Source organism: Pigmentiphaga sp. NML080357 (assembly GCF_002188465.1).
Lineage (GTDB): Bacteria > Pseudomonadota > Gammaproteobacteria > Burkholderiales > Burkholderiaceae_B > Pigmentiphaga.
Genome location: NZ_NINW01000025.1, coordinates 1 through 24,060 on the forward strand (window position 1 = coordinate 1; position 24,060 = coordinate 24,060).

Below are 24,060 nucleotides of genomic sequence, written 5' to 3' on the forward strand. Positions count from 1 at the left end.
CCGCCGCGCCGCCGGCCGATGCCGCGCCCCGGCCGGCGGGCGCCGGCGCCCAGGTTCCCGAACCCGCCGTCCAGCCGGTGCCGGAGGCAGCCTTGCCCCCGGCCGGGCAGGCCGCTCCCGCTGCGGTGCCGCCGGCGCCCGCCAAGTCCTCCTGGCTGGCCCGTCTCAAGAGCGGCTTGTCGCGCACCGGCCAGAACCTGACGTCGCTGTTCGTGGGCGTGAAGGTCGACGAGGACTTGTTCGAGGAGCTCGAAACCGCGCTCATCATGGCCGATACCGGCGTGGACGCTGCGCAATCGCTGCTCAAGGGGCTGCGCGAGCGCGTGCGCCAGGAACGCATCGAGGATGGCGACCGCGTGCGCCAAGTCCTGCGCGAACTGCTGGCCGAGCATCTGCGGCCGCTGGAGCGCCGTTTCGACCTGGACCGCCCCGCGCCCATCGTGACCATGATCGCGGGCGTGAACGGGGCCGGCAAGACCACGTCCATCGGCAAGCTGGCGCGCACCTTCCAGCAACAGGGCCGCCGCGTGCTGCTGGCCGCGGGCGACACCTTCCGCGCGGCCGCGCGCGAGCAACTGGTGGAATGGGGCAGGCGCAACGACGTGACGGTCATCGCCCAGGAGGGCGGCGACCCGGCCGCCGTCGCCTTCGACGCGGTCAAGTCCGGACAGGCACGCGGCATGGGCGTGGTGATGGTCGATACCGCCGGCCGCCTGCCCACGCAATTGCACCTGATGGAAGAGGTCAAGAAGATCAAGCGCGTAATCGCCAAGGCCGAGGCGTCGGCGCCGCACGAAGTGCTGCTGGTGATAGACGGCAATACCGGCCAGAACGCGCTGGCGCAGATCAAGGCTTTCGACGAGGCGCTGGGCCTGACGGGCCTCATCGTGACCAAGCTGGACGGCACCGCCAAGGGCGGCATCCTGGCCGCCGTGGCGGCCGGCGCGCAGGGCGTGCGGCCGGTGCCGGTGTACTGGATAGGCGTGGGCGAGGGCATCGACGATCTCCAGCCTTTCGTGGCCGAGGAGTTCGCCGGCGCGCTGCTGGGGAACTGAGGTCCCCGGCGGGCTGCCGAGGCAGCCCGTTCAGGCGACCCGCCGCGCCAGCCTGACCACGGTGACGCCGGGCACCAGCTGCCGCAGCGAAGGCATGACCAGCGTGCAATGATCGTACGGCGTGGTGATCGCCACGCCGTCCTGCCAGCCGATCACGGTGCCGGCCCGCTCCAGTTCCTCCAGGCCCTGCCAGGGCTGCGCGAACCGGAAATCCATGCTCTGCGCCACCACCGGCTGCGTCACTTCGATGGCCTGCTGGGTGTCCGGCCGCTCGCCGAACCATTCTCCCGGCTGGTCGCCGCTATCGACGATGCCCGAGGCCGACAGGAAGCGCGCGACCTGGTCCATCGCCACCGTCCGGCTTTCCAGCGCGCCGTGGTAGCCGCATTCGATCAGCAGCGAGCGCGTGCCGTTGTCCGCCATTTCCCCGAAGCGGCCGTAGTCGCGCATGCGCACGCCGTCCTTGTGACCGGCATCGACGATGATGTGGCGCGGCGCGCCCAGCTCACGCGCCAGCTCCAGGTTGCGCGGCTGCATGCCGGTCAGCAGCAGCGGGGCGCAGGGCTCGTGCATGGAGTGCAGGTCGAGCAGCCAGTCGGCCTGCCTGACCCAGGGCAGCAGCGCCACGGCGCGCGCGCGTTCGCGCGTGGTCGGCGCGGCGAGCTTTTCGTCGCTCCACACCCGGTTCATGTCCTCGTCGAGGTAGCGCGAGGCATCGTGGCGCGCGGCATCGAAGGTGTCGAAGGCGGCGAGGTTGCAGAAGGCCACCGTCAGCGATCCGCGCCGCGGCCTGAGGCCGGATTCGAGCAGGGTCTTGACCGCCCAGGCGCCGCACAATTCGTTGCCGTGGATCAGAGAGGTGATCAGGACGCGCCGGCCGGGCAGGCCGGAATCGAAATGCCAGACGCCTTCCACGCCGGTGTTGCCGGCGCGCACGGAGGACAGGTCGGGGACGGGTAGCAGAAAATCGTGTCCCGGCATGCTCATTCCTCGATCTTGGCGAACTCGACGATGCGCTTGTACTTCTCGGTTTCCTTGCGCTGGAACTTGGCCAGGTCGACCCCGGCCTCGGCCACGGTGGAGCCCGATTCCTGCATCTTGGCGCGGAACTCCGGCATCTGCAGGACTTCGCCGAGCGCGGTGCGCAGTTTCTTGACCACCGGCTCGGGCAGTCCGGCCGGGCCATACAGGCCGAACCAGATGTCCATGTTGACGTCCTTGAGGCCGGCTTCGGCGAAGGTGGGGATCTCCGGGGCGAGCGGCGCGCGCTCGGCCTGCATCAGGCCCAGGGGCACCAGCTTGCCGGCGCGGATGTTGGGCAGCGCGCTGGACAGCACGAACACGCCGAACTGCAATTGGCCGCCCATGATGTCGCTGGCCAGCGGCGCGACGCCGCGGTAGGGGATGTGCACCAGCTGGACGCCCGCGGCTTCTTTCAGGCTTTCGGCGGACAGGTGCAGCGCGGTGCCGACGCCCGAGGTGCCGAAGCTGAATTTGCCCGGATTGGCACGCGCCTGCGCGAGGAAATCGGGAATGTTCTTGACGGGCGAATTGGCCGAGGCCACCAGCACCATGGGCTGGCTGCTGATCATGCCTACCGGCGTGAAGTCCTTCAGGCCGTCGTACTTGACCGCCTTGTTGATCAGGCTGGCGATGGCCATTTCGTTGGACGCGCCCAGCAGCAGGGTATAGCCGTCGGCCCTGGCCTTGGCGACGCGCTGGGCGCCGATCGCGCCTCCCGCCCCGCCGACGTTCTCGACGATGACGCGTTCACCGATGCGCTTGGAAAGCGCATCGCCGAACAGCCGCGCGGTCAGGTCGGTGCTGCCGCCTGCCGGATAGCCCACCACCAGGGTGATGGGACGGCTGGGATAGTCGCCCTGGGCATGCGCCAGGGATGCCGCGCCGAGGGCACAGGCGGAGAGCGCGAGCGTCAGCGCGCGGCGCGAAAACGAAAATTTGTTCATGGATGGTTCCAGGCAGAGCAGTTGCTATGCCGCAATGCTTACGTACGATGCCCGCCGGGTGGTGCGGATGGCGCACATGGCGGTGCCGATTCTGCACTATCCGGATAAATGCCCCATTATGGGGCGGTGCGCTCGAAGCCACGCGCGTTCGCGGTGCGCGAGGGAGTGGCCGAAGCGATGCCTATGGGGAACAGGCCACGGTCTAGCGCGCGAATTCCGTCGCCGCCCACACGGCCTCGACCACGTCGGCCTGCCGTGCCCGAGGCCGGTACAGGCGGACCTCGAACGGCACTTCGTCGCTGCGGCCGCCCAGGACCACCATGTTGCGGCGCTGGCAGTCGGCCGCCACCATGGACCAGGGAAGCCAGGCCACGCCCAGGCCTTTCTTGACGAATTCGTAGACGGCGTCGGCCGAATCGCAGCGCAGGAACACGTTTACGCCGGCCAGCGGATTGCGCTCGAAATGTTCGCTCAAGAGCCGCTCCATCGACAGGCCGATGCCGTAGGCGATCAGCGGCGTTGCCTGGTTGCCGCCGATCAGACTGTAGCGTGGCCGGCCCTGCGCGTCGGCCACGCTGACCGGGACCAGCTTTTCGGTGGACAGCGTCAGGTGCCGATAACGGTGGCCGTTGAGCGGGACCGACAATGCGCGGTGCTCGTAGCAGCAGAGCATGTCGACCTTGCTCTGTTCGAGCAGCGCGGCGAGGTCGCTGGTCGCGCCGGTGATGATGTCGATCTGCGCCTTGCCGCGCAGAGGGCTGCGCGGCATGTGGGTGATGCGGGCGAGCCAGTCGGCCACCAGGGTGCGGGCCAGCGTGCGGCCGGTACCTATGCGCAGGCTCAATCCCTGGTTGGCGCCGTGGCGCTGGACCTGGGAGCGGGCATTGGCGACGCTTTCGACCGTGCGCTCGGCGGTCTTGAGCATGACTTCGCCTTCCGGGGTGAGCTGGACCGGCGTGCGATTGCGTTCCACCAGCGGTGCGCCTGCCCAGACTTCCAGCGCGCGTATGCGGCGGCCGAAGGCCGGATGCGTGACGTGCCGCAGTTCGGCGGCGCGTACGAAACTCTGCGTGCGGGCGAGCGCGATAAGGTCTTCGAAAAGTTTGAGGTCCATGAGCCCCGGATTTTACCGCCTCGGGGTGACGCGCCCGATCAGCCTTTCGCAACCGTAACAATTCGGCCCGCACGCCCGCCGCGGCCGGCTTGCGGGAAAACTGCGCCGTTCAATGCAGTATCTGGCTCAGGAACAGCTTGGTGCGGTCGTTCTGCGGCCGCGAGAAGAAGGCCTCCGGCGTGTTCTGTTCGACGATCTGGCCCTGGTCCATGAAGATCACCCGGTCCGCCACCTGGCGCGCGAATCCCATCTCGTGGGTCACGCACAGCATGGTGATGCCGGTCTCGGCGAGCGAGGTCATCACGTCCAGCACTTCCTTGACCATCTCCGGATCGAGCGCCGAGGTCGGCTCGTCGAACAGGATGATCTTGGGCGACATGCAGAGCGAGCGTGCGATGGCCACCCGCTGCTGCTGCCCGCCCGAGAGCTGCCCCGGATACTTGTGAGCCTGCTCCGGAATGCGCACGCGTTCCAGGAATCGCATGGCCGTCTCCTCGGCCTGCGCCTTGGGCTGCTTGAGCACCCATATCGGCCCCAGCGTCAGGTTCTGCAGGACCGTCAGGTGCGGGAACAGGTTGAAGTGCTGGAACACCATGCCGACCTCGCGCCGGATGGCCTCGATGTCCTTCAGGTCGCCCGTGAGCTCGATGCCGTCCACGACGATGCGGCCTTGCTGGTGTTCCTCCAGCCGGTTGATGCAGCGGATGAGGGTGGACTTGCCCGATCCCGATGGGCCGCAGATGACGATGCGTTCGCCGCGTTCCACGGCGAGGTCGATGCCGCGCAGCGCCTGGTACTTGCCGAACCATTTGCTGACGCCGTCCATCTGGATGATCGGCTGGGTGGATGGGGGCATGGCGGTATTCCTGTCAGGGGACCCGGTCTGGCGCGTGCGGGGGCTCATCGTTCCCCGCCCGTGCGCAGGCGCTTCTCCAGCGCCTGGCTGTAGCGCGACATGGCGAAGCAGAACACGAAGTAGATGGCGGCGATGAAGAGGTAGGCCTCCACCGAGAATCCCGGCCATGCGGCGTCGGCCAGCGAGGCCTTGGCCGACTGGGTCAGGTCGAAGATGCCGATGATCACCACCAGCGAGGTGTCCTTGAAGACCAGGATGAACATGCTGACCAGCGGCGCGATGATGATGCGCAGCGCCTGCGGCAGGACGATGAGGCGCATTTGCTGCCAATAGCTCAGGCCGATCGAGTCCGCGCCCTCGTACTGGCCCTTGGGGATGGCCTGCAGGCCGCCGCGCACCAGTTCCGCGAGATAGGCCGCGGCGAACATGACGATGGCGATCTGCGCGCGCAGCAGCTTGTCGATGCCGAAGCCTTCGGGCAGGAAGAGGGGCAGCATGACCGACGACATGAACAGCAGGCTGATGAGCGGCACGCCCCGGATCAGCTCGATGTAGACCACGCACAGCGCCTTGATCGCGGGCAGGCGCGAGCGGCGGCCCAGCGCCAGCAGCACGCCGAGCGGAAACGCCAGCCCCATGCCGAAGGTCGCCAGGATCAGCGTCAGCGGCAGGCCGCCCCAGCGCGTGTTTTCCACGTACTCGAGCCCCAGCACGCCGCCCCACATCAGGATGCCGGTAGCCACGAGCGCGGCGATCCATATGAGCGCCAGCCACTTGTTCCAGAAGCGCCGCAGGCAACTCGCGACCACCGCGCCGATCAGCAGCGCGCTGGCCACGAGCGGCCGCCATTGCTCGTCGTAGGGATAGAGCCCGAACAGGATCAGGCGATGCTTCTCGGCGATGAACGCCCAGCACGCCCCGCCCGCGTCGCGGCACGCCTGCGCCGACGAGGCCACGAAGGTCGCCCGCACCAGCCCCCACTCCACCAGCGCCGGCACGATCATCAGCAGCAGCCACGCGACCAGCAGCGTCAGCACCGTATTCAGCGGGGATGAGAACATGTCCCGGAACGGGCCTCCCCCTACGCGCTTCGCGCGCCCCCCGGGAGGCGGCGCCGGCGGACCGGCGGAGCCGGATCCGCTGCGCCCTGGCTCCAGGACGCCGTCGATGGTGGAAGGGCCTGGGCTCATCAGCGTTCGACCAGCGCCATGCGGCGGTTGTAGAGGTTCATGAGTACCGAAATGCTCAGGCTCACCGCCAGGTACACGGCCATGATGATGAGCACGCCTTCGATCGCCTGGCCGGTCTGGTTGAGCGTGGTGTTGGCCACGGAGACGATGTCCGGATAGCCGATCGCCACGGCGAGCGAGCTGTTCTTGGTCAGGTTCAGGTACTGGCTGGTGATGGGCGGGATGATGACGCGCAGCGCCTGCGGCAGCACCACCAGCCGCAGCACGGCGCCGCGGCGCAGGCCGAGGGATTCGGCGGCTTCCCACTGGCCGCGGTCAACCGACTGGATGCCGGCGCGCACGACTTCGGCGATGAAGGCGCCGGTATAGACCACGAGTCCGAACAGCAGCGCGGTGTATTCGGGGGTGAGCGTGGCGCCGCCGACGAAGCCGAAGCCTCGCAGGCGCGGCACGTCGAAATCCAGGGGCGCCCCGCCCGCCAGCCAGCCGGCCAGCGGCAGGCCGACCAGCAGCGCCGCGATCCAGCGGCCGATGGGGCGCACGTCGCCGCTCGCCTGCTGCCGCCGGCGCATCACGTGGGCCAGCGCGAGCGCAATCACGACCGCCAGCGCGAAGCCCGCGGCAGCCAGGTCGAACCCCAGGTGGTCGGCCGGCAGCGGCAGCTTGATGCCGCGATTGGAAATGAATACGCCGGGCAGCAGTTCGACGGCCTGGCGCGCCGCCGGCATGGTTTCGGTGATCAGCGCATACCAGAGGAAGAGCTGCAGCAGCAGCGGGGTATTGCGCATCAACTCCACATAGGCGGCCGCGAGCTTGGCCACCAGCCAGTTGCGCGACAGGCGGGCGATGCCCATCAGCGTGCCGAGGAGGGTGGCCAGCACGATGCCCACCACCGCGACGCGCACGGTGTTCAGCAGCCCCACCAGGAGGGCGCGCGCGTACGTGTCCTGCGGGCCGTAGCGTATGGGCGTCTCGCCGATGGCAAAGCCGGCCTCGCGGCCGAGGAAACCGAAGCCCGAGGCGATATTGCGCGCGGCGAGATTGGCCAGCGTGTTGGAGACCAGGAACCAGGCGAGGCCGGCGACGGCGGCCAGCGCCACGGCCTGGTACACCGCCGACCGGACCGAGGGATTGTTCCAGCTCAACCGGGACATGCGCGCGTCAGCGGATGGGCAGCGCGTACATCAGGCCGCCCTGGGTCCACAGCGCGTTGGCGCCGCGCTTCATTTTCAGCGGACTGCCCTGGCCCAGGTTGCGTTCGAAGCTCTCGCCGTAGTTGCCGACCTGCTTGACGATGTTGTAGGCCCACTTCTCGTCCACGCCCAGGTTCTTGCCCGCGCCGGGCGTCACGCCCAGGATGCGCTGCACGTTGGGGTTGGGGCTCTTCAGCATCTGGTCGACGTTCTTCGAGGTGATGCCGTATTCCTCGGCCTCGATCATGGCGTTGAGCGTCCACCGGACGATCGCCGCCCACTGTTCGTCGCCCTGACGCACCATGGGGCCGAGCGGCTCTTTCGAGATCATCTCGGGCAGCACCACGTAGTCGTCGGGATTGGAAAGCTTGGTGGTGCGGATCACGTTCAGCGCCGAGATGTCGGTGGTGTAGGCGTCGCAGCGGCCGGCGGCGAAGGCGCGCACCAGTTCGTCGAACTTGTCGATGACCACGGGCTTGAAGGTCAGCTTGTTGGCGCGGAACCAGTCGGCCAGGTTCAGTTCGGTGGTGGTGCCGGGCTGCAGGCAGATTGCCGCGCTGTCGAGCTCCTTGGCGCTCTTGACGCCCAGTTTCTTGGACACCATGATGCCCTGGCCGTCGTAGAAGTTCACGCCCACGCCGGTCAGGCCGAGCGCCGTGTCCCGCTGCAGCGTGATGGAGGTATTGCGCGGCAGGACGTCCACTTCGCCCGATTGCAGGGCCGTGAAGCGCTGCTGGGTATTGAGCGGGGTCAGCTTGAACTTGGTGGCGTCGCCGAACAGGGCGGCGGCCACGGCCTTGCACAGGTCGACGTCTATGCCGGTCCAGTTGCCTTTGCTGTCGGGATTGCTGAAGCCCGCGACGCCGGTGGAGACGCCGCATTGCACGAAGCCTTTCTTCTTGACTGCGTCCAGGGTCGGTCCGGCGTGGGCGGCATGGGCGGCGCCCATCATCAGGGCGGCTGCGAGGAGGGAGGTCAATGCTTTCATGGCGGTTCCTTGCGCGGGCGGCCCTGGACTATAAAACACCGTGGCCCCGGACCCCGTGAAATGAAGCGTACCGTAGCATGTGTTGGGTATGATGGAAACCTCGGGCCCTGTCGCAGCCCGCTTGCCCAGGTTACTATTTCGGCCTCATGATCGAATTCCAGCAAGTCTTCAAATCCTATGGCCGCGGCATCGATACGTTGGCCAACGTGACTTTCGGCATCGCCCAGGGCGAATTCGTCTTCGTGTCGGGACCCTCGGGGGCCGGCAAATCGACCCTGTTGAAGCTCATCGCGGGGCTCGACGTTCCGAGCCGCGGGACGGTGCTGGTCAACGGGCAGAACGTCGGCAAGCTGGCCGGCCGTTTCCGGCCCTATCTTCGGCGCGCCATCGGCACCATCCTGCAGGACGTGCATTTGCTCAACGACCGCAGCGCGTTCGAGAACGTGCTGCTGCCGCTGATCGTGACCGGCCATTCGCGCGCGGCCGCCTCCAAGCGGGCGCGTGCCGCCATCGAGCGGGTCGGCCTGTCGGGCAAGGACGCGCTGCGCCCCGAGGAACTGTCCGGCGGCGACCAGCAGCGGCTGGCGATCGCCCGGGCCATCGTCAACCGGCCGGGTCTCCTGATCGCCGACGAGCCCACCGCCAACCTGGACCGCGACAGCGCTCGCCGCATCGTCGAGGTCTTCCGGGATTTCAACCGCGTGGGTGTCACCACCATCCTGGCCACGCACGACGAAACCCTCATTGCCGACTACGCCACCCGTGTGCTGCTGGTCAACGCCGGCCAGGTCACCGACGGCGGCAAGCGGCAGCCGCGCCTGGGCGGGGAGGGACAGGCATGAGCCCGCTCATCCGCCAACACCGCTATGCGCTCGGCGTGACGCTGCGCCGCCTGCTGGCGCAACCCTTTTCGTCCATCGCCAACATCCTCGTCATCATGCTCGCCCTGGCCATTCCCCTGCTGGGTGCGACGGCATTGATGTCCTTGCGCCCGGTGGCCAACCACCTGGCCGCCGATCCGGAAATGACGGTCTTCATGCAGGTGGATGCGACGCCCGCCGAGACCGGCGCCGTGGCCGACCGCATCCGCCGCGACCACGCCAGCGAAATCCATGCGCTGCGGGTGATCAGCCGCGACCGGGCGCTGGCCGAGCTCAAGGCCAATCCGGCCTATGCGCAGGCGCTGGCCGTGCTGCCCGACAACCCGCTGCCCGACGCGATCGTGGTGACCCTGGAAGGGGAGGACCTCGCCAAGCGCTCGGCCAAGCTGGCCGAGATATGGAAGACCTGGGCCAAGGTGGACATGGTCCAGGTCGACAGCGCCTGGGTCCAGCGCCTGGAAGCCATCCTGCGCTTCGCCCGGGCGACCCTGCTGTTCCTGGCCCTGGTGGTGGCCGTGGCGGTATTGGCGGCTGTGTTCAACACGGTGCGCATGCAGGCGTTGTCGCAACGCGAGGAAATCGGCGTCGCCAGGCTGGTGGGGGCCACGGAATCCTTCGTGCGCCGGCCGTTCCTGTATCTGGGCGCCATCAGCTGCGGGGTGGCGGCGCTGGCCGCGATCGGGCTCGTGGCCGTGGTGCTGGATCCGCTCAATGCCGCGCTGGCCGATCTGGCGCGCAGCTACGGCACCGAGTTCGCCCTGCGCCTGCCGCAGTGGGAGTGGCTGGCGGCCTTCGTCGTGGGAGTCGCCTTGCTGGGAGCCCTGTCGGCCAGGTGGTCGGTCACCCGCAATACGCGGTTCTGAAGCGGGCTGGCCCCGGCCACGTCGACCGGCGCCGGGAGGTTCGGAGGCGCCGTCAGGCCTGCATGACGGAAAGATGACGTGTCATCGTTTTTCGGGGTGGGCAGCGCTACCATGGCGGGTCGTCCACCTCGCGGTCCGCCAGTCTTTCCCATGCTAGAACAAGAACTCAAGTTTTCCGTCCCCGCCACCTTTCGCAAAGCCGTCGCCGCCCAGTTCGCCGCGCCGCCCTCATCCGAGCGCGTGCACTTGCGGGCCCAGTATTTCGATACGCCGGACCGGCAGCTCGCCCGCCGGCGGGCGGCGATCCGGCTGCGCCTGGAAGGGCGCAAATGGGTGCAGACCTTCAAGATGGCCGGCGCTGATGCCATGTCGCGCGTCGAGCTGAATCATCCTTGCCCCGCGCGCAGACTGGACCTGTCCGTCTATGCCGGCACGCCCGCCGAGTCCGTGCTTGCCGGCCTGGATGCCGAGCTCGGCGTGCGGTACGAGACGGACGTTTGGCGCAGCGCCAAGGTGGTGCGCACGCGCGCCGGTGCGGTGGAGGTGGCGTATGACGTGGGCGTTATCCGGGCGGGCGGGCTCGAACTCCCGGTATGCGAGTTGGAGTTCGAACTCGCATCTGGCCGGCCGCCGGCCTTGTTCACCGTGGCCGGCCGGTGGCTGGCGCGGCATGGCCTGGTACTGGACCTGCGCAGCAAGGCCGAGCGCGGCGACGGCCTGGCCAACGCCGCGGCCCGTATCGAGGCGGCCGCGCTGGACCAGCGACCGGCGGTGCGCGAGGCCGAGATTGCCCGCTTCTGGGCGCCGCGTTTGGCCGAGAGGGTCGAGTTGGCGGCGCATGCTACGCCGTCCGAAGCGCTGGCGGCGATGACGGCCGAGTGTATCGAGCAGATCGCGCGCAACGCCTCGCCGCTGGCTGCTGCCGAGGCGCCTTCCGGCGTGCGACTGGGGGGGCCGGAACATGTGCACCAGCTGCGGGTGGGCATGCGCCGCCTGCGCTCGGCATGGCGCCTGTTCGAGGGCGCCGCCGAGCTGCCGCCGCAGCCCTTGCAGGAGGCCGCGCGCAAGCATTTCGCCAACTTCGGCCGGGTCAGGGACCAGGACGTCATGAGCGGAGGCGTTCTGCCGGCCTTGCTCGAGGCCGGCATGCCCCCTCTGCAGCTCGATCCTCCCACGGGCGTGGACGCCGGCGAGTTGGCTGCCGCGACGGATTTCCAGGCCTGGCTGCTGGCTTTGCTCGCCTGGAACGTGGGAGTGCGCGAGCAGCCCGCCGCGAGCGAGCCGTCCGTGGTCCGAAGTGGCCTGGCCATGCCTGCAACGCCAGCCTTTACCCAGGAAGACGCCGTCCCCGCCAAGCTCACGAACGTCGTCACCCCCCGCCTGCGCAAATGGCACACCCGCCTGGTGCGCGAAGGCAGGCATTTCGGCCGGCTCGACGACGAACGCCGCCATGCGCTGCGCAAGCTGGCCAAGCGGCTGCGCTATGGCCTGGTGTTGTCCGGATCGCTGTACCGGGACGAGCGGATACGCCGCTATCGCAAGAAGCTGTCCGCGCTGCAGGACATCCTGGGCGAGATCAACGATCTGGTCGTCGCGCGCGGGCACTACGCGGCGCTGACGGACGCGCACGGCCAGGCGTGGTTCGCGCTGGGATGGATCGCCGCCCGCATGCGGGAGCTGGAAGCGCAGGCCGAGGCGGCCTTCGTCGACCTCGCGGCGGTCAGAAAGCCCTGGAAGTAGCCGGGCCACGGTCCCGGAAGGCGCGAGGCCGCAGGCCCGCCTGGAACCAGGACACGAGGGTGCAGGCGTCGAACACGGGCAACCCGACCTCGGCCTCGATGGCCGCCGAGTGGACCGGGAAATTCGCACATTCGCTGACGATGGCGCCCACCTCGGGATGCCTGTCGACCAGGCGGCGGGCAGCCGCGACGAGCTCCCGCTCGTGCTGGGCCGGATCGATGCGCGGCCGGTTTTCCATGAGGTCGCGCACGAACGCCGACCCCGGCGGCAGGCCTTCGACAGGCGGCACGTCCGCCACCCCCACGCCCAGGAAGTGCGCGGGCGTCAGCGCCTGCGCCATCGGGGTGAGCACGCCCACTTTCCTGTCCGGCGGCAGCAGCGCCTGCACCATGGGAATCTGCAGCAGGCTGGACGTGGCGATGGGGACGGGGCAGCGCGCCGCCAGTTCGCGCTGGAGCACGGCCAGGAAGCCGCAGCTCGTCACGATGCCGTCCACGCCATGGGCGGCCAGTTCGGTCGCGGCCTGTACGAACAGGTCCAGGGTGCCGCCGGCGCCCGGGCCCGCCACCCGCGCGCCGGTGGCGCCCCTGACGACGGCATACTGCACCGGGAAGGGCCAGGTCGCCGCGTGGCCGATGTCTCCCGGGACACGCTCAAAGCCGGCATCCAGCAGGAGGATGCCGACCGCGACACCGTGTATGGGCCGGGACCGTGGCATGGTCAATCGACGAAGCAGTTGCAATGCTCGAAGGCGGCCGGAATGGGCTTGCCCAATTGGGCGAATTTCTTGCGGCTGATGAGGGCCGCATAGTCTTTCCTGCCCGGTTTGACCGGCGCCAGCTCGGAGGTCTTGCGGCCCTTGAGCAGTTCCGCCGCCAATTGCGCCGCATGCGCGCCCTGCACCTGGTAGGAGGCGGCATAAGACACCGCCACCACCCCTTTCTTGATCAACTCGGTCTCGGCGCTGAGGATGGGAATGCGATAGCGGTCGGTGACCGAGGCCAGCGCCGGCATGGAAGATTGCACGAGGCTCGATCCGATCGCGTAGACGAAGTCCACGCCGGCCAGCATCTGGGTACGCTGCTGCACGTCGATGGCCGAATCCACGCTTACCGCCTGCAGGTCCAGGCCTGCCCGCTTGGCCGCGCCTTCGATGGATTTCATCGCCACCACGTCGTTGGCTTCGCCGGGCGCGTACAGTACGCCGAACCGCCTGGCGTTGGGGAAGATCTGCCGGGCGAATTCCAGTACCGCGTCGTAGTCCATCGCGCTGGCCGATCCCACGAAGCGCGTGCCGCCCTGCTTCCAGTTCGGCACCAGGCCGGCGGCGACGGGATCGCTGATCAGCACGAACACCAGCGGAATGCGCTTGTCGGTGATGCTGGTGATGGCGGCCTGCGACACCGGCGTGGTGACGGTCAGGATGACCGACGGCTTGTTCGCCTCGATCTGGTTCAGGATCTGGGGAATCATGGCCGGCGTGAAGTTGGCGTCGCTGTAGACGAAGCGCACGTTCTTGCCGTCCACGTAGCCCAGCCTCCGCAGCTCCTCCTTGAAACCGGCCACGCTCTGGTCGAGCGCGGGATGCGGGCCGAAGTTGGCGATGCCGACGACGGTGGGTTCTTGCGCGTTGGCGGCGGCGCAGGCGGCCGCGAGGGCGGTGCCGGCCAGCAGCCGGCCGAGGGTCTTGCGGAGCACGGTAATCTCCTGCCGAGAGTGAAAGCCCGCGCGCCGCTGGACGCGCGAGCCGGGAGCGTCAGGCCTCGATCTCTGCCAACTCGGTCAACGGCTTGATGCCGCCCTCGTTGGCGATCAGCGCCCGCTTGCGCACATAGCGCAGGATGCTGGTCGCGCCGTAGCGCGAACCGCCCATGCCGGACATCTTGAAGGCCGTCTTTTCGCCGTCGAACATCATGCCTCGCTGGAGCTCCGTATCGTTGATGCTCACGCCACCGGCTTCCATGAGGGTGGCGAAGTCGCCCGCGGTGTGGGTATCGGGCCCGAACACGGCGCCCGACAGGCCGAAGACGGAATCGTTGACCAGGCGCGCGGCTTCTTCGACGGTCTTGAACTTCATGACGGGGACGACCGGGCCGAAAGTCTCCTCGGTCATGATCTTCATCGTATGGTCGACATCGGTGACGATGGTCGGATCCAGCCAGATGGCGCCGCCCACCGTCTCGACCTTGCCGCCGGACAGGATCTTGGCGCCGCGCGCGACGGCGTCCTGGAGTTGCGTCTCCACGATGGCGCCCTGGGCTTCGAAGATGAAGGGGCCGTAGTGGCCGCCGTCGCCGGCGGCGAAACTGCGCCTGAGCGTGGCGGCCTGGCGCAGCAGCTCGGCCACGAAGTCGTCGTGCACCGATGCGTCCACGTAGACGCGCTCGATCGCATAGCAGACCTGGCCGGTGTTGTAGATGGCGCTGCGCAGGATGCTGGTGGCCGCGCGGGCCAGGTCGGACCCGGCCAGCACGACGGCCGGGTCCTTGCCGCCCAGCTCCAGGAATGCCGGGATGAAGGCCTGCGCCGCGGCCACGGCGATCTTGCGGCCGGTGGCGATGCTGCCGGTGAAGACGATGGCGTCGCTGTTGGCGACCACGGCCTGGCCGGTCTCGGCCGCGCCGCGCACCAGCGTGATGATGCCGGCCAGTTCCGGCACTTCGTCGATGGAGCGCTGCAAGGGCTCGACGAAGCGAGGGGTGACTTCGCTGGGCTTGATCATGACCGCCGCGCCCGCGACCAGCGCGGGAATCGCATCGATGAACGACAGCACCAGGGGGAAGTTCCAGGGACTGATGACGCCGACCAGCGGGTAGGGAACCAGCGTGGTCTTGAAGACGATCTCGTCGTTGTGCGAGAACTTGCGGAAGGGCTGCGCCAGCACCTGCGGCGCGGCTTCGCAATACCCGTGGATGAAATGCTCGACCGCGCCCAGTTCCTCGTGCGAGATGCGCGTGCGGCCGGTATCCACGCTGAGCGCCGCGGTGATGTCGGCCGCATGGCGGCCCAGCGACTCGGCCCATTTCTTCAGGATGGCGATGCGGCGTTCCAGTCCGCCGGAGAACCAGGCGCGCTGCGCGTCGCGCGCCTTCTTCGCCTTGGCCTCGACCTCGGCCGCGCTGGTGGGGTCGAACCGGTAATCCATTTCGCCGCTGCGCGGATTCCGTACTTCCATGACTGCCATTGTTTCCTCGCTAGTGATTCCCATCGGGGATGGGGCGATCCTATGCGAAGCATCGGGCGGCCATCAGCTCGCGGCGCGCATCACTGCCGATTTCCTAGAAAAGGTATCTGTTTCCCAACGAGGCGCGAGGCTCTTTTCGGGGGGTACAGGCCCTAAGGCGTTCCCGGCGGGTTCAGCGGGTCGGCGTGGCGCGCCAGGATTTCCTCCGGGTTGCTCATGCGCCGGGCATCCTTGGGCGCGAAGCCGAAGTGCTCGCGGAACGAGGCGGTGAAGCTGGTCTGGTGCTGGTAACCGACGGCACAGGCCACTTCGTTGACCGACAGGCGATCCTGGATGAGCAGGTTCAGCGCCCGGTTCATGCGGTGGCTGTGGCCGAACTCGAATACCGTCATGCCGTAGAGGAACTTGAATCCCCGCTTGAGCTTGGAGGTATTGGTGCCCACCGCCCGCGCCAGCTCCGGGATGGTCGGCACGCGGGTCATGTCCGAGAGCATGATGTCGCGCGCCTTTTCGATGAGGCGCAGGTCGCGGGTGGAGAACACGCCGGGGGCGTTCTCGTTCTCGATGTGGTTCTGCCAGAGGTCGAGGGACGCGCACAGGATTTCGCAGGCCTTGGCCTCGGCGAACAGCAGGCGGCGGTAGCCCTGGTAGGGATTGGCGAGCAGCTTTTCGATGGCATGGATCACTTCCACGCCTACCGGCATCTGGTGGCAGGAGACCTGTTCGTTGCCGACCGCGTTGAGCTTCTTCTGGAACGAGTTGTCCGCGCCCAGCGACGCCTTGGCGAAGGCGTCGAAGTATTCCTGCGTGACGTAAAGGCTGACCGAGCGCCATGGTCCCGGACCGCAGTGCACCTGGTAGAGCATGTCGTCGCCCTGCTGCACCACCGTCAGGTTCGGCGATCCGATCTGTACCTGGCCCGATTCGGAGAACTCCACGCGGGCCGGGCCCTTGAGGATGAAGTGGAACTCGACGAAGCCTTCGGGCAACACGCTCTCGGTGCGTTCCTTGGCATAGTGGCAGCTCGTGATGACGAGGAAGATCTCGTCCCGCAGGCTGATCATCTCCCAGTAGCCTTCGGCCGGGTCGTCGGAAACGGCCACGCGCTGTCCGTAGAGCGCCGGGCCTTTCGCATGGGGCGCGGCGGCGTGCTCGGCGGTTGCCCGCAGGCAGTGGAAAGCCTCGGTGGTGCGGGCGTGCCGGCCCGCGAGCCGCGTCCTGAACAGGCCGTCGTCGCCGTGATCGGCGCGAAATGGGAAGATGCTCATCAACTCTCCGTGCGGTCGGAAACTCGCCGGGCCATACGGTACGGTGGGGCGGACCAGGGAACAATCGGGGCTAACACGCGTACGCCGCGCCGCCCGCCCGTGATGGCAAGCAGTTTCCATACCATCCGCGGATGCGCATCGCGGGGGCGGCCGTGCACCCGCGTTGTGCGCGGCAGGCGGCCGGCGCCCAAAACTTGTTCCGGAATCCTAGGTTTCGCTTCGGTCGGCACACAAGCGGGGCGTGGTGGGTTGCTATCGTCGGGTTCCTGTATCGAAAGCCCGTTATTCACCAATGAGACACTACCTCGACAAGCTGCAGGCCCGAGGAGAGCTGGTTGTCGTCCACAAGGAGGTCGATCCGCGTTTCGAGGCCGCGGCCATTGCCCGGCGGCTGCAGGACGAGTCGAAACAGGCCGTGGTGTTCACCCACGTCAAGGGCAGCGAATTGCCGGTGGTGATGAACGTCTACAGCGACCACCAGCGGCTGCGCGAAGTGATCCGCTGCGGCAGGAAGACCTTCTGCGAGCGCCTGGGCGAGGAGATCGCGCTGGCTGCCTCCATCGGGCAGGGCGGATGGGTGGAGGAAGAGGACGACCGTTCCGACTGGTGCGCCGGACGCCTGTCCGACCTGCCCATACTCACTTATCACGAACGCGATGGCGGTCCCTACATCACCTCGGGCATCTTCCTGGCCAGGCATCCGCACAGCGGCGTGCCCAACCTGTCGTTCCACCGGGCGATGAAGATCTCCGACGGCGAACTGAGGGTACGCCTGGGCAGCACGCATGACCTCGCCCGCTACCAGGAGGCGGCCGAGCGCGACGGCAAGCCGCTCGAGGCGGCGATCCTGGTCAGCGCCGCCCCGGAGCTTTTCATGGCGGCATGCGTGTCGCTGCCCCCGGAGGCCAGCGAACTCGCGCTGGCGGCGGCCATACGCGGCGGGCCGCTGCGCATGAGGCGATGCAAGACCATCGACCTGTCGGTGCCCGCGGCGGCCGACATCGTGATCGAAGGGCGCATCCTGCCCAACGTGCGGCGGCCCGAGGGCCCGTTCGGCGAATTCATGGGCTACTACGTCGAGGTCGGCGACAACCACGTCTTCGAGGTGACCCACGTCGGCTGGCGCAAGGGCGCGATCTTCCATGGGCTGATCTGCGGCTCGAAGGAAGATTTGCGGCCGCTCGAGGCGGCCACGGCCGCCCGTATCTACCAGGCGCTAAAGAGCCAGGTTCCCGGGGTGCTGGACGTGTCGTGCCAGCCCACCGTGATGAACACCATCATCAAGATCCGCAAGCAGTACGAGGGCCACGGCGCCCATGCCCTGCTGGCGGCCATGGGCGCCCACCTGGACTACAACAAGTTCTGCGTGGTGGTGGACGAGGACGTCGACATCTACGACATGGACGAGGTGGTCTGGGCGTTCGTGACGCGCGGAAGGGCGGATACGCGCAGCATGGTGGTGCCCAACGTTCCCGGGTTCTATCGCGATCCCCACAAGGACCACTGGGGCCGCCTGGCCCTGGATGCGACCCGGCCGTGGGGGCGCGAGGCCGAGTTCGCGCGCAAGCGGATACCGGGCGAGGAGGCGATCGACCTGGCCGACTACCTGGGTGCGCAGTGGGCGCCCGGATAATCCGCGCGGCTGCGCGGCGCGAGGCGCCTGGGAAATTCTTCGACATCGGTTCCCGGATCATCGAAATGGGAACTCGGTATGCAAAAAACAATTGTTTTTTTGCTGCGCCTGGCCGATGATTCCCTCCACGACCATGAAAGCGCCACCCTCCCTCCCCTTCGAACAGATCCCGCGCACCGACCCTCTTCCCGAGCGCATCTATCGCCAGATCCACGAGAAGATCGCCAACGGCGAGATCGATCCTTCGGTGCGCATGACCGAGACCCAGCTCGCGGCCATGCTCGGGGTTTCGCGCACGCCGCTGCGCGAGGCGCTCACCCGCCTGCGCCACGAAGGGCTGCTGGCGGCCGGGCGAGGCACCTCGGTGGCCTCGCTGTCGCGCACGGATCTCGAAGAGATCATGGAACTGCGGCTCTTGATCGAGCCCTACCTGGCCGCGCGCGCCGCCACGCTGGCGACGCCGCAGGGACTGCGCGCGCTGGACGAAGTCGTGCGGCGCGAAGTGGCTGCCCTGCCGCGGCCCGCCTTGCAGAAGTTCGTCATGGCCAACCACGATTTCCGCGTCGTGCTGGTCGGGTTGGCGGGCAACAAGCGGCTGGCGGAGGCGGCCAGCCGGCACGACAGCCAGATCCAGGCGCTGAGACGAGCCACCCTGGAGAAGAAGTCCAACCGCGAGACCGTCGTCCGGCATCACCAGCTGCTGGTCGCGGCGCTGGGCCGCCACGATGCGCAGGCGGCCGAGACCATCATGCGCGACCTGATGCTCCAGGCGCGCGAATCGATCCTGGCGCTGATTCCGGCGCCGCGGTCCTGAAGAGGAGAAACGTTCTTGTTGCGGTTGGGTATAGACATAGGCGGGACCTTCACCGATTTCGCCCTCGAGGCCAGCGGCGGCGGCACGACCCGGCGCTGGTTCCTGAAAGTGCTGACGACGCCGGATTCGCCGGAGCGGGCGGTGCTCGAGGGCCTGGACCGCATCCTGGCGGACGCGGGTTTCGCGCCCGCCGACCTGGATGCGGTGGTCCATGGGACCACGCTGGCGACCAACGCGGTCATCGAGCGGCGCGGCGCGCGCATCGCGTTCATCACCACCGAGGGCTTTCGCGATACCCTCGAGATGGGTACGGAAAGCCGCTACGACCACTACGATCTCTACGTCGACAAACCCGAGCCGCTGGTGCCGCGCGACCTGCGCCTGACGGTGCGCGAGCGCATGTCGGCCGCGGGCGAGGTGCTGCGGCCGCTCGACGAATCGGCGGTCGAGGCCTTGCTGCCGGTCCTGGACGCAGCAAGGGTCGAAGCGGTGGCCATCGGTTTCCTGCACAGCTACCGGAACCCCTCGCACGAGAAGCAGGCCGCGGCGGTGCTCGCGCGGCTGCGCCCCGACCTGAAAGTTTCTCTATCTTCCGAAGTCGCGCCCGAGATCCGCGAGTTCGAACGGTTCGCCACCGCCTGCGTGAACGCCTACGTGCAGCCGGTGATGGCAGGCTATCTCCAGCGCCTCGAGCAGGCATTGGCCGGACGCGGCGTGCGCGCTCCCCTGTTGCTGATGCTGTCCAACGGCGGCTTGTGCGAAGTCGACGTGGCGCGCCGCTTTCCCGTGCGCCTGCTCGAGTCGGGCCCGGCGGGCGGCGCCATCCTGGCGGCCGACGTGGCGCGCCGCCTGGGGATAGACCGGGCCTTGCTGCTGGACATCGGCGGCACGACCGCCAAGCTTTGCTTCATCGATGACGGCGCGCCGCAGACGGCGCGGTCGATGGAAGTGGCGCGGCTGGCGCGCTTCAAGGCCGGCAGCGGCATTCCGCTCCGGTTCCCCGTCGTGGAGCTGGCCGAGATCGGCGCCGGCGGCGGCTCCATTGCCCACGTCGACGCCCTCGGCCGGCTCCAGGTCGGTCCCGAGAGCGCGGGCTCGGTACCCGGGCCGGCCTGCTATATGCGAGGCGGCACGCAGCCTACGGTGACCGATGCGCACCTGGCGCTGGGGCGGCTCGATGCCGAGCACTTCGCCGGCGGGCGCATGCGGCTGGACGCCGCCGCGTCGCGCACGGCGCTGGACGGACTGGGCCGCACCCTCGGCCTGTCGGCCGACGATGCGGCATGGAGCATTTGCGAGATCATCGATGAAGGCATGGCCAATGCCGTGCATGAGCACGCGGTGGAGGTCGGCAAGGGCGTGGACGGCCGCGCCCTCATCGCCATCGGCGGCATGGCGCCGCTGCACGCCGCGCGGCTGGCCGCCAAGCTGGACCTGGACCGGGTGATCATTCCCGAAGGGGCCGGCGTGGGCTCGGCCCTGGGTTTCCTGCGCGCGCCGATCGCATTCGAGACCACGCGCAGTGTGCAGGTACGGCTCTCGGCTTTCGATGCGCATGAGGCCAATGCCATTGTCGAGGAACTGGCCGGCGAGATGCACCGCGTGGTGCGGCGGGCCGCGCCCGGCGCGGAAATCCGCGAGCAGCGCACCGCCTGGATGCGCTATCAGGGGCAGGGGCACGAAATCCGCGTCGTGCTGCCCGGGCGCCCGTTCGAGCAAGACGACGCGCGGATGCTGGCCGAGGCCTTCGAGGCCGCCTACCGTTCCTTGTACGGACGCGTCATCGCCGACGCGCAGATCGAAGTCCTGGGCTGGACGGTCCGGGTCGAAGCCCCGGTGGCCGAGGTCGCGCCCGTTGCCGCGCCGGACGCCATTGCGCGCCAGGCGGGACAGCGGCGGTTCTACGACCAGACACTGCGCGATTTCGTCAGCGGACAAGTCCTGCCGGCCGCGGCGGTGGCGCCGGGGACGACGCTGGCGGGGCCGGCCCTGCTCGTCGAGGACGAGACCACCATCGTGGTGCCCGCCGGCCTGCAGGTAAGCGCCACCGCCGAAGGCGACATCGTGCTGGATGGCGCCGCGGTGGCCGCCGGCCGGGCCGGACGCGACATGCCCGAGGAAATCAAGGCCCAGGTGCTCTGGAGCCGCCTGATCGCCGTGGTGGAAGAGCAGGCCCGCACCCTGATGCGGACGGCCTTCTCGCCCACCGTCCGCGAGGCCGGGGATCTCTCGGCCGGGCTGTTCGACCTGGAAGGACGGCTGATCGCGCAGGCCGTCACCGGCACGCCGGGCCACGTCAATTCCATGGCGGCGTGCGCCCGGCATTTCCTCGCCAAGCATCCGCCTTCCACCATGGCCGAGGGCGACCACTTCATCACCAACGACCCGTGGCTCACGTCCGGTCACCTGCACGACGTCACCGTCCTGTCGCCGGCGTTCCAGAACGGGAAGGTGGTGGGATTCTTCGCCTGCACCTGCCACCAGGTGGACATCGGCGGCCTCGGCCAGGGGCCCGACGGCCGGTCCGTGTATGAAGAGGGCCTGTACATCCCCATCCTGCGGCTGGCCCGGGGCGGGCAGTTGAACGAAGACCTGCTGGACATCGTGCGCGCCAACGTGCGCCAGCCGGAACCCGTGGTGGGCGACATCCTTTCCTATGTGACGGCGAACGAGGTCAGCGCCCGCCGGCTGGCGGCCACGCTGGACGAGTTCGGCCAGGACGGGCTGGCGCGCATCGCCGAGTTCCTGCTGGAGCGGTCGGCGGCCGGCATGCGGGCCGCCATCGAGGCCCTGCCGCAAGGGACGTTCACCTCGCACATGCGGCTCGACGGCTACGACCAGCCGGTCGACATCCATTGCGCCGTGCGGATGGACGGCAAGCGCATACGGGTGTCCTTCGACGGCACGTCGGCCGCCAGCGCCAAGGGCATCAACCTGGTGCTGAACTACACCCGCGCCTATGCCGCGTTCGGCATCCGGGCGGCGGTCGCGCCCGATGTCCCGAACAACGCCGGGTCGCTGTCGCTGGTGGAGGTGGACGCGCCGGTGGGATCCATCCTCAACGTGCAGCATCCCGCGCCGGTCTGCGCACGCCACATCATCGGCCAGTTCCTGCCGGAAGTGGCATTGGGCGCGCTGGCCGGCGCGCTGCCGGGACGCATTCCGGCGGAAGGCGCGGCGTGTAACTGGGGGCTGCAACTGCGCGGCGGCATGGAGGGCGGGGCGCCGTTCGAGATCCTGTTCTTCAACGCCGGCGGTTCCGGCGCCCGTCCGCAGGGAGACGGGCTGTCGGCCACCGCCTTTCCCAGTGGCATCCGCTCCATTCCCGTCGAGATCTGCGAAGTCGCGGCGCCTATCGTCATATGGCGCAAGGAGCTGCTGCCCGATTCGGGCGGTGCCGGCCAGTACCGGGGCGGACTGGGCCAGCGCGTGGAAGTAGCCACGCGCGACGGCGCGCCGTTCCAGGTATTCGGCATTTTCGACCGCGTCCGCAACCCCGCGCGGGGGCGGGAAGGCGGGGCCGACGGCGCGCCGGGTTGGGTGGGAACGGCGGCCGGTGCACCCATGCGCTCGATGGGCCTGCAGACGGTGCCCGCCGGCGAGATCCTGCGCATTGACGTGCCGGGCGGCGCGGGCTACGGCGAGCCGTCGCGCCGCGCGCCCGAGGCCATCCAGCGCGATCTGCGGCTCGGCTATGTGACGCCCGAGACCGCGCAACATTTTCATCCGGGCGCGGTCGGCTGACCGCGCGCACAAGCCAGAAAAGGAAAGGCACGACCATGCAACGACAGTCTGTCTCCATTCGTTTCCGCGCGCTGCTGGGCGCCGCGGTACTGGCGCTGGGCGGCACCGCCGCGGCGCAAACCCGGCTGGACATGGCCATCGCCTGGCCGCCGGGCAACTTCCACACCAAGAATGCCATGGCCTTCGCGGATGCCGTGGACAAAGCCACCGGCGGACAAGTGAAAATCACCGTCCACGCCGGCGGCGTACTGGGGCTCAAGGGGCCCGAGACCTTGCGCGCCGTGCGCGATGGCATCGTGCCCATGGCCGAATTCAACTCGCCGCAGCAAGTCGGCGATGCCCCCCTGTTCGCGCTCGAGGCCCAGCCCTACCTCGTGGCGGACTACGGCCAGCTGCGCGCGCTGCACGACATCATGCTGCCCGAGTACGACAAGCTGCTGGCGCGCTTCGGGCAGAAGCGGCTGTACATGACGCCGTGGCCGGAACAGTATCTGTTCAGCAAGAAGCCGGTGGCGGCGACCGCGGACGTCAAGAACATCAAGGTGCGGGTGACCGACCGCGTGACGTCCGAGCTGATCAAGCACGTGGGCATGTCGCCCGTGCAGATGACGTTCGCCGACATGATGCCGGCGCTGGCTTCGGGCGGGCTCGATGGCGTGACCACATCGGCCAGCACGGCCGTCGATTCCCGCTTCTGGGAGTTCATGAAGTACGCATACAAGACCAACCACGTGTGGTCGTCCAACGTGGCCACGATCAACCTCGCGGCCTGGAACAAGCTCGCGCCCGAGCAGCGCGCGGCCATCGAGAAAGTCGCGCGCGAGCTCGAGCCCGCGTTCTGGAAGGCGAGCCAGGAGGACGACGCCAAGTCCGTGGCAGTGCTGCGCCAGCACGGGATGCAGGTCGAACCCATGCCCGCCGCCGTGACCGCGGACTTGAAAAAGGCGGCTGCCGAGATGGTCGACGCCTATGGCAAGCGCACGCCGCCGGTGCCGGCCCTGCTCAAGCAATACCGCGACCGGGCAGGCGCTTCCCGATGAGATCCCTGCTCGACGGCATCGATCGATTGTCGCTATGGGGCGCGCGGCTGGCGTGCTGGCTCATCGCTGCCATGCTGGCGCTGATCCTGGCTGAAGTCCTCTCGCGCAAGCTGTTCGACGTGAGCCTGGAGTTCGCGTGGGAATACGCCAGCTACCTGCTGGCGATCTCCTTCCTGGCGGGCAGCGGGTACGTGCTGCGCGCGGGTTTCCACGTGCGGGTGCAACTGGCGCTGAACGCGCTGGCGCCCGGCCGGGCCCGTCTGCTCGACGGCATCGCGACCGCCTTTACCGCGCTGGTCGCCGGATTTTTCGCCTATGCGCTGGTGCGCCTGGCCTATGTGTCCTACGTGGACCAGACCCGCTCCTTTCTGCCCAGCAACTCCCTGCTGTGGCCGTTCCAGGCCCTGTTCGCGCTGGGCGCCGTCGTCCTGGCGCTGCAGTTCGCCGCGCGCCTGGTGCGCGTCATCCTCAACGAGCCCGCCGAGCTGGGTACAGCCGACGCCCCGCTCATCTCGACGGAATAGAACTTG

The 24,060-nt window shown here is 68.4% G+C and carries 20 protein-coding genes; 9 read left to right on the top strand and 11 right to left on the bottom strand.

The window, feature by feature from the left end:
- A partial coding sequence (gene ftsY / locus CDO44_RS08930; RefSeq protein ID WP_369824585.1) for a signal recognition particle-docking protein FtsY occupies positions 1-1,055 on the top strand: 1,055 nt, incomplete at its 5' end.
- A gap of 30 nt (positions 1,056-1,085) precedes the next feature.
- Here ftsY and CDO44_RS08935 read toward each other — a convergent pair.
- The 7 genes from CDO44_RS08935 to CDO44_RS08965 form a co-directional block, all read right to left on the bottom strand.
- Positions 1,086-2,036: a succinylglutamate desuccinylase/aspartoacylase family protein gene (locus CDO44_RS08935; RefSeq protein ID WP_087779890.1), complete on the bottom strand. Its 951-nt coding sequence runs from the start codon at positions 2,034-2,036 to the stop codon at positions 1,086-1,088.
- A gap of 2 nt (positions 2,037-2,038) precedes the next feature.
- Positions 2,039-3,022, bottom strand: a complete 984-nt coding sequence (locus tag CDO44_RS08940; protein ID WP_087779891.1) for a tripartite tricarboxylate transporter substrate binding protein — start codon at positions 3,020-3,022, stop codon at positions 2,039-2,041.
- 202 nt (positions 3,023-3,224) lie between these two features.
- A complete protein-coding gene (locus CDO44_RS08945; protein WP_087779892.1) occupies positions 3,225-4,136 on the bottom strand; it encodes a LysR family transcriptional regulator in 912 nt (303 codons plus the stop codon).
- A gap of 109 nt (positions 4,137-4,245) precedes the next feature.
- Positions 4,246-4,992: an amino acid ABC transporter ATP-binding protein gene (locus CDO44_RS08950; protein ID WP_087779893.1), complete on the bottom strand. Its 747-nt coding sequence runs from the start codon at positions 4,990-4,992 to the stop codon at positions 4,246-4,248.
- Positions 4,993-5,036: 44 nt separating this feature from the next.
- Entirely contained in the window at positions 5,037-6,182 is a 1,146-nt protein-coding gene (locus tag CDO44_RS08955; protein ID WP_369824587.1) for an amino acid ABC transporter permease, read from the bottom strand.
- A complete protein-coding gene (locus tag CDO44_RS08960) occupies positions 6,182-7,336 on the bottom strand; it encodes an amino acid ABC transporter permease (protein ID WP_087779895.1) in 1,155 nt (384 codons plus the stop codon). The genes CDO44_RS08955 and CDO44_RS08960 overlap by 1 nt, the downstream gene beginning before the upstream one ends.
- A gap of 7 nt (positions 7,337-7,343) precedes the next feature.
- On the bottom strand, positions 7,344-8,363 hold the full coding sequence (locus CDO44_RS08965) for an amino acid ABC transporter substrate-binding protein (RefSeq protein WP_087779896.1): 1,020 nt from the start codon (positions 8,361-8,363) through the stop codon (positions 7,344-7,346).
- A 146-nt stretch (positions 8,364-8,509) separates the two neighbouring features.
- On the opposite strand from CDO44_RS08965, the gene CDO44_RS08970 reads away from it, so the two are divergent.
- From CDO44_RS08970 to CDO44_RS08980, 3 genes are all read left to right on the top strand, one after another.
- On the top strand, positions 8,510-9,205 hold the full coding sequence (locus tag CDO44_RS08970; RefSeq protein ID WP_087779897.1) for a cell division ATP-binding protein FtsE: 696 nt from the start codon (positions 8,510-8,512) through the stop codon (positions 9,203-9,205).
- Positions 9,202-10,107: an ABC transporter permease gene (locus tag CDO44_RS08975; RefSeq protein WP_087779898.1), complete on the top strand. Its 906-nt coding sequence runs from the start codon at positions 9,202-9,204 to the stop codon at positions 10,105-10,107. Before CDO44_RS08970 ends, CDO44_RS08975 begins: the two co-directional genes overlap by 4 nt.
- 150 nt (positions 10,108-10,257) lie before the next feature.
- Entirely contained in the window at positions 10,258-11,847 is a 1,590-nt protein-coding gene (locus CDO44_RS08980; protein ID WP_087779899.1) for a CHAD domain-containing protein, read from the top strand.
- Here CDO44_RS08980 and CDO44_RS08985 read toward each other — a convergent pair.
- The 4 genes from CDO44_RS08985 to CDO44_RS09000 all read right to left on the bottom strand — a co-directional run bounded on the left by CDO44_RS08985 (position 11,828) and on the right by CDO44_RS09000 (position 16,299).
- Positions 11,828-12,565: an aspartate/glutamate racemase family protein gene (locus CDO44_RS08985; protein ID WP_087779900.1), complete on the bottom strand. Its 738-nt coding sequence runs from the start codon at positions 12,563-12,565 to the stop codon at positions 11,828-11,830. The two genes, CDO44_RS08980 and CDO44_RS08985, sit on opposite strands and share 20 nt — an antisense overlap.
- A gap of 2 nt (positions 12,566-12,567) precedes the next feature.
- The gene (locus CDO44_RS08990; protein WP_233146097.1) at positions 12,568-13,545 is read right to left on the bottom strand and encodes an ABC transporter substrate-binding protein; all 978 of its coding nucleotides are present in this window, start codon (positions 13,543-13,545) and stop codon (positions 12,568-12,570) included.
- 58 nt (positions 13,546-13,603) lie between these two features.
- The gene (locus tag CDO44_RS08995) at positions 13,604-15,055 is read right to left on the bottom strand and encodes an aldehyde dehydrogenase family protein (protein ID WP_255407794.1); all 1,452 of its coding nucleotides are present in this window, start codon (positions 15,053-15,055) and stop codon (positions 13,604-13,606) included.
- A 128-nt stretch (positions 15,056-15,183) separates the two neighbouring features.
- A complete protein-coding gene (locus tag CDO44_RS09000) occupies positions 15,184-16,299 on the bottom strand; it encodes a helix-turn-helix transcriptional regulator (protein WP_087779903.1) in 1,116 nt (371 codons plus the stop codon).
- 292 nt (positions 16,300-16,591) lie between these two features.
- On the opposite strand from CDO44_RS09000, the gene CDO44_RS09005 reads away from it, so the two are divergent.
- From CDO44_RS09005 to CDO44_RS09025, 5 genes are all read left to right on the top strand, one after another.
- Entirely contained in the window at positions 16,592-17,932 is a 1,341-nt protein-coding gene (locus CDO44_RS09005; protein WP_087779904.1) for a UbiD family decarboxylase, read from the top strand.
- A 133-nt stretch (positions 17,933-18,065) separates the two neighbouring features.
- Positions 18,066-18,746 (top strand): GntR family transcriptional regulator, encoded by a 681-nt coding sequence (locus tag CDO44_RS09010; RefSeq protein ID WP_158213234.1) that lies wholly within the window; start codon positions 18,066-18,068, stop codon positions 18,744-18,746.
- 15 nt (positions 18,747-18,761) lie between these two features.
- Positions 18,762-22,490: a hydantoinase B/oxoprolinase family protein gene (locus CDO44_RS28055; RefSeq protein ID WP_087779906.1), complete on the top strand. Its 3,729-nt coding sequence runs from the start codon at positions 18,762-18,764 to the stop codon at positions 22,488-22,490.
- A 35-nt stretch (positions 22,491-22,525) separates the two neighbouring features.
- Positions 22,526-23,530: a TRAP transporter substrate-binding protein gene (locus tag CDO44_RS09020; protein WP_087779907.1), complete on the top strand. Its 1,005-nt coding sequence runs from the start codon at positions 22,526-22,528 to the stop codon at positions 23,528-23,530.
- A complete protein-coding gene (locus CDO44_RS09025; protein WP_087779908.1) occupies positions 23,527-24,054 on the top strand; it encodes a TRAP transporter small permease subunit in 528 nt (175 codons plus the stop codon). The genes CDO44_RS09020 and CDO44_RS09025 overlap by 4 nt, the downstream gene beginning before the upstream one ends.
- Positions 24,055-24,060 lie beyond the last annotated feature (6 nt).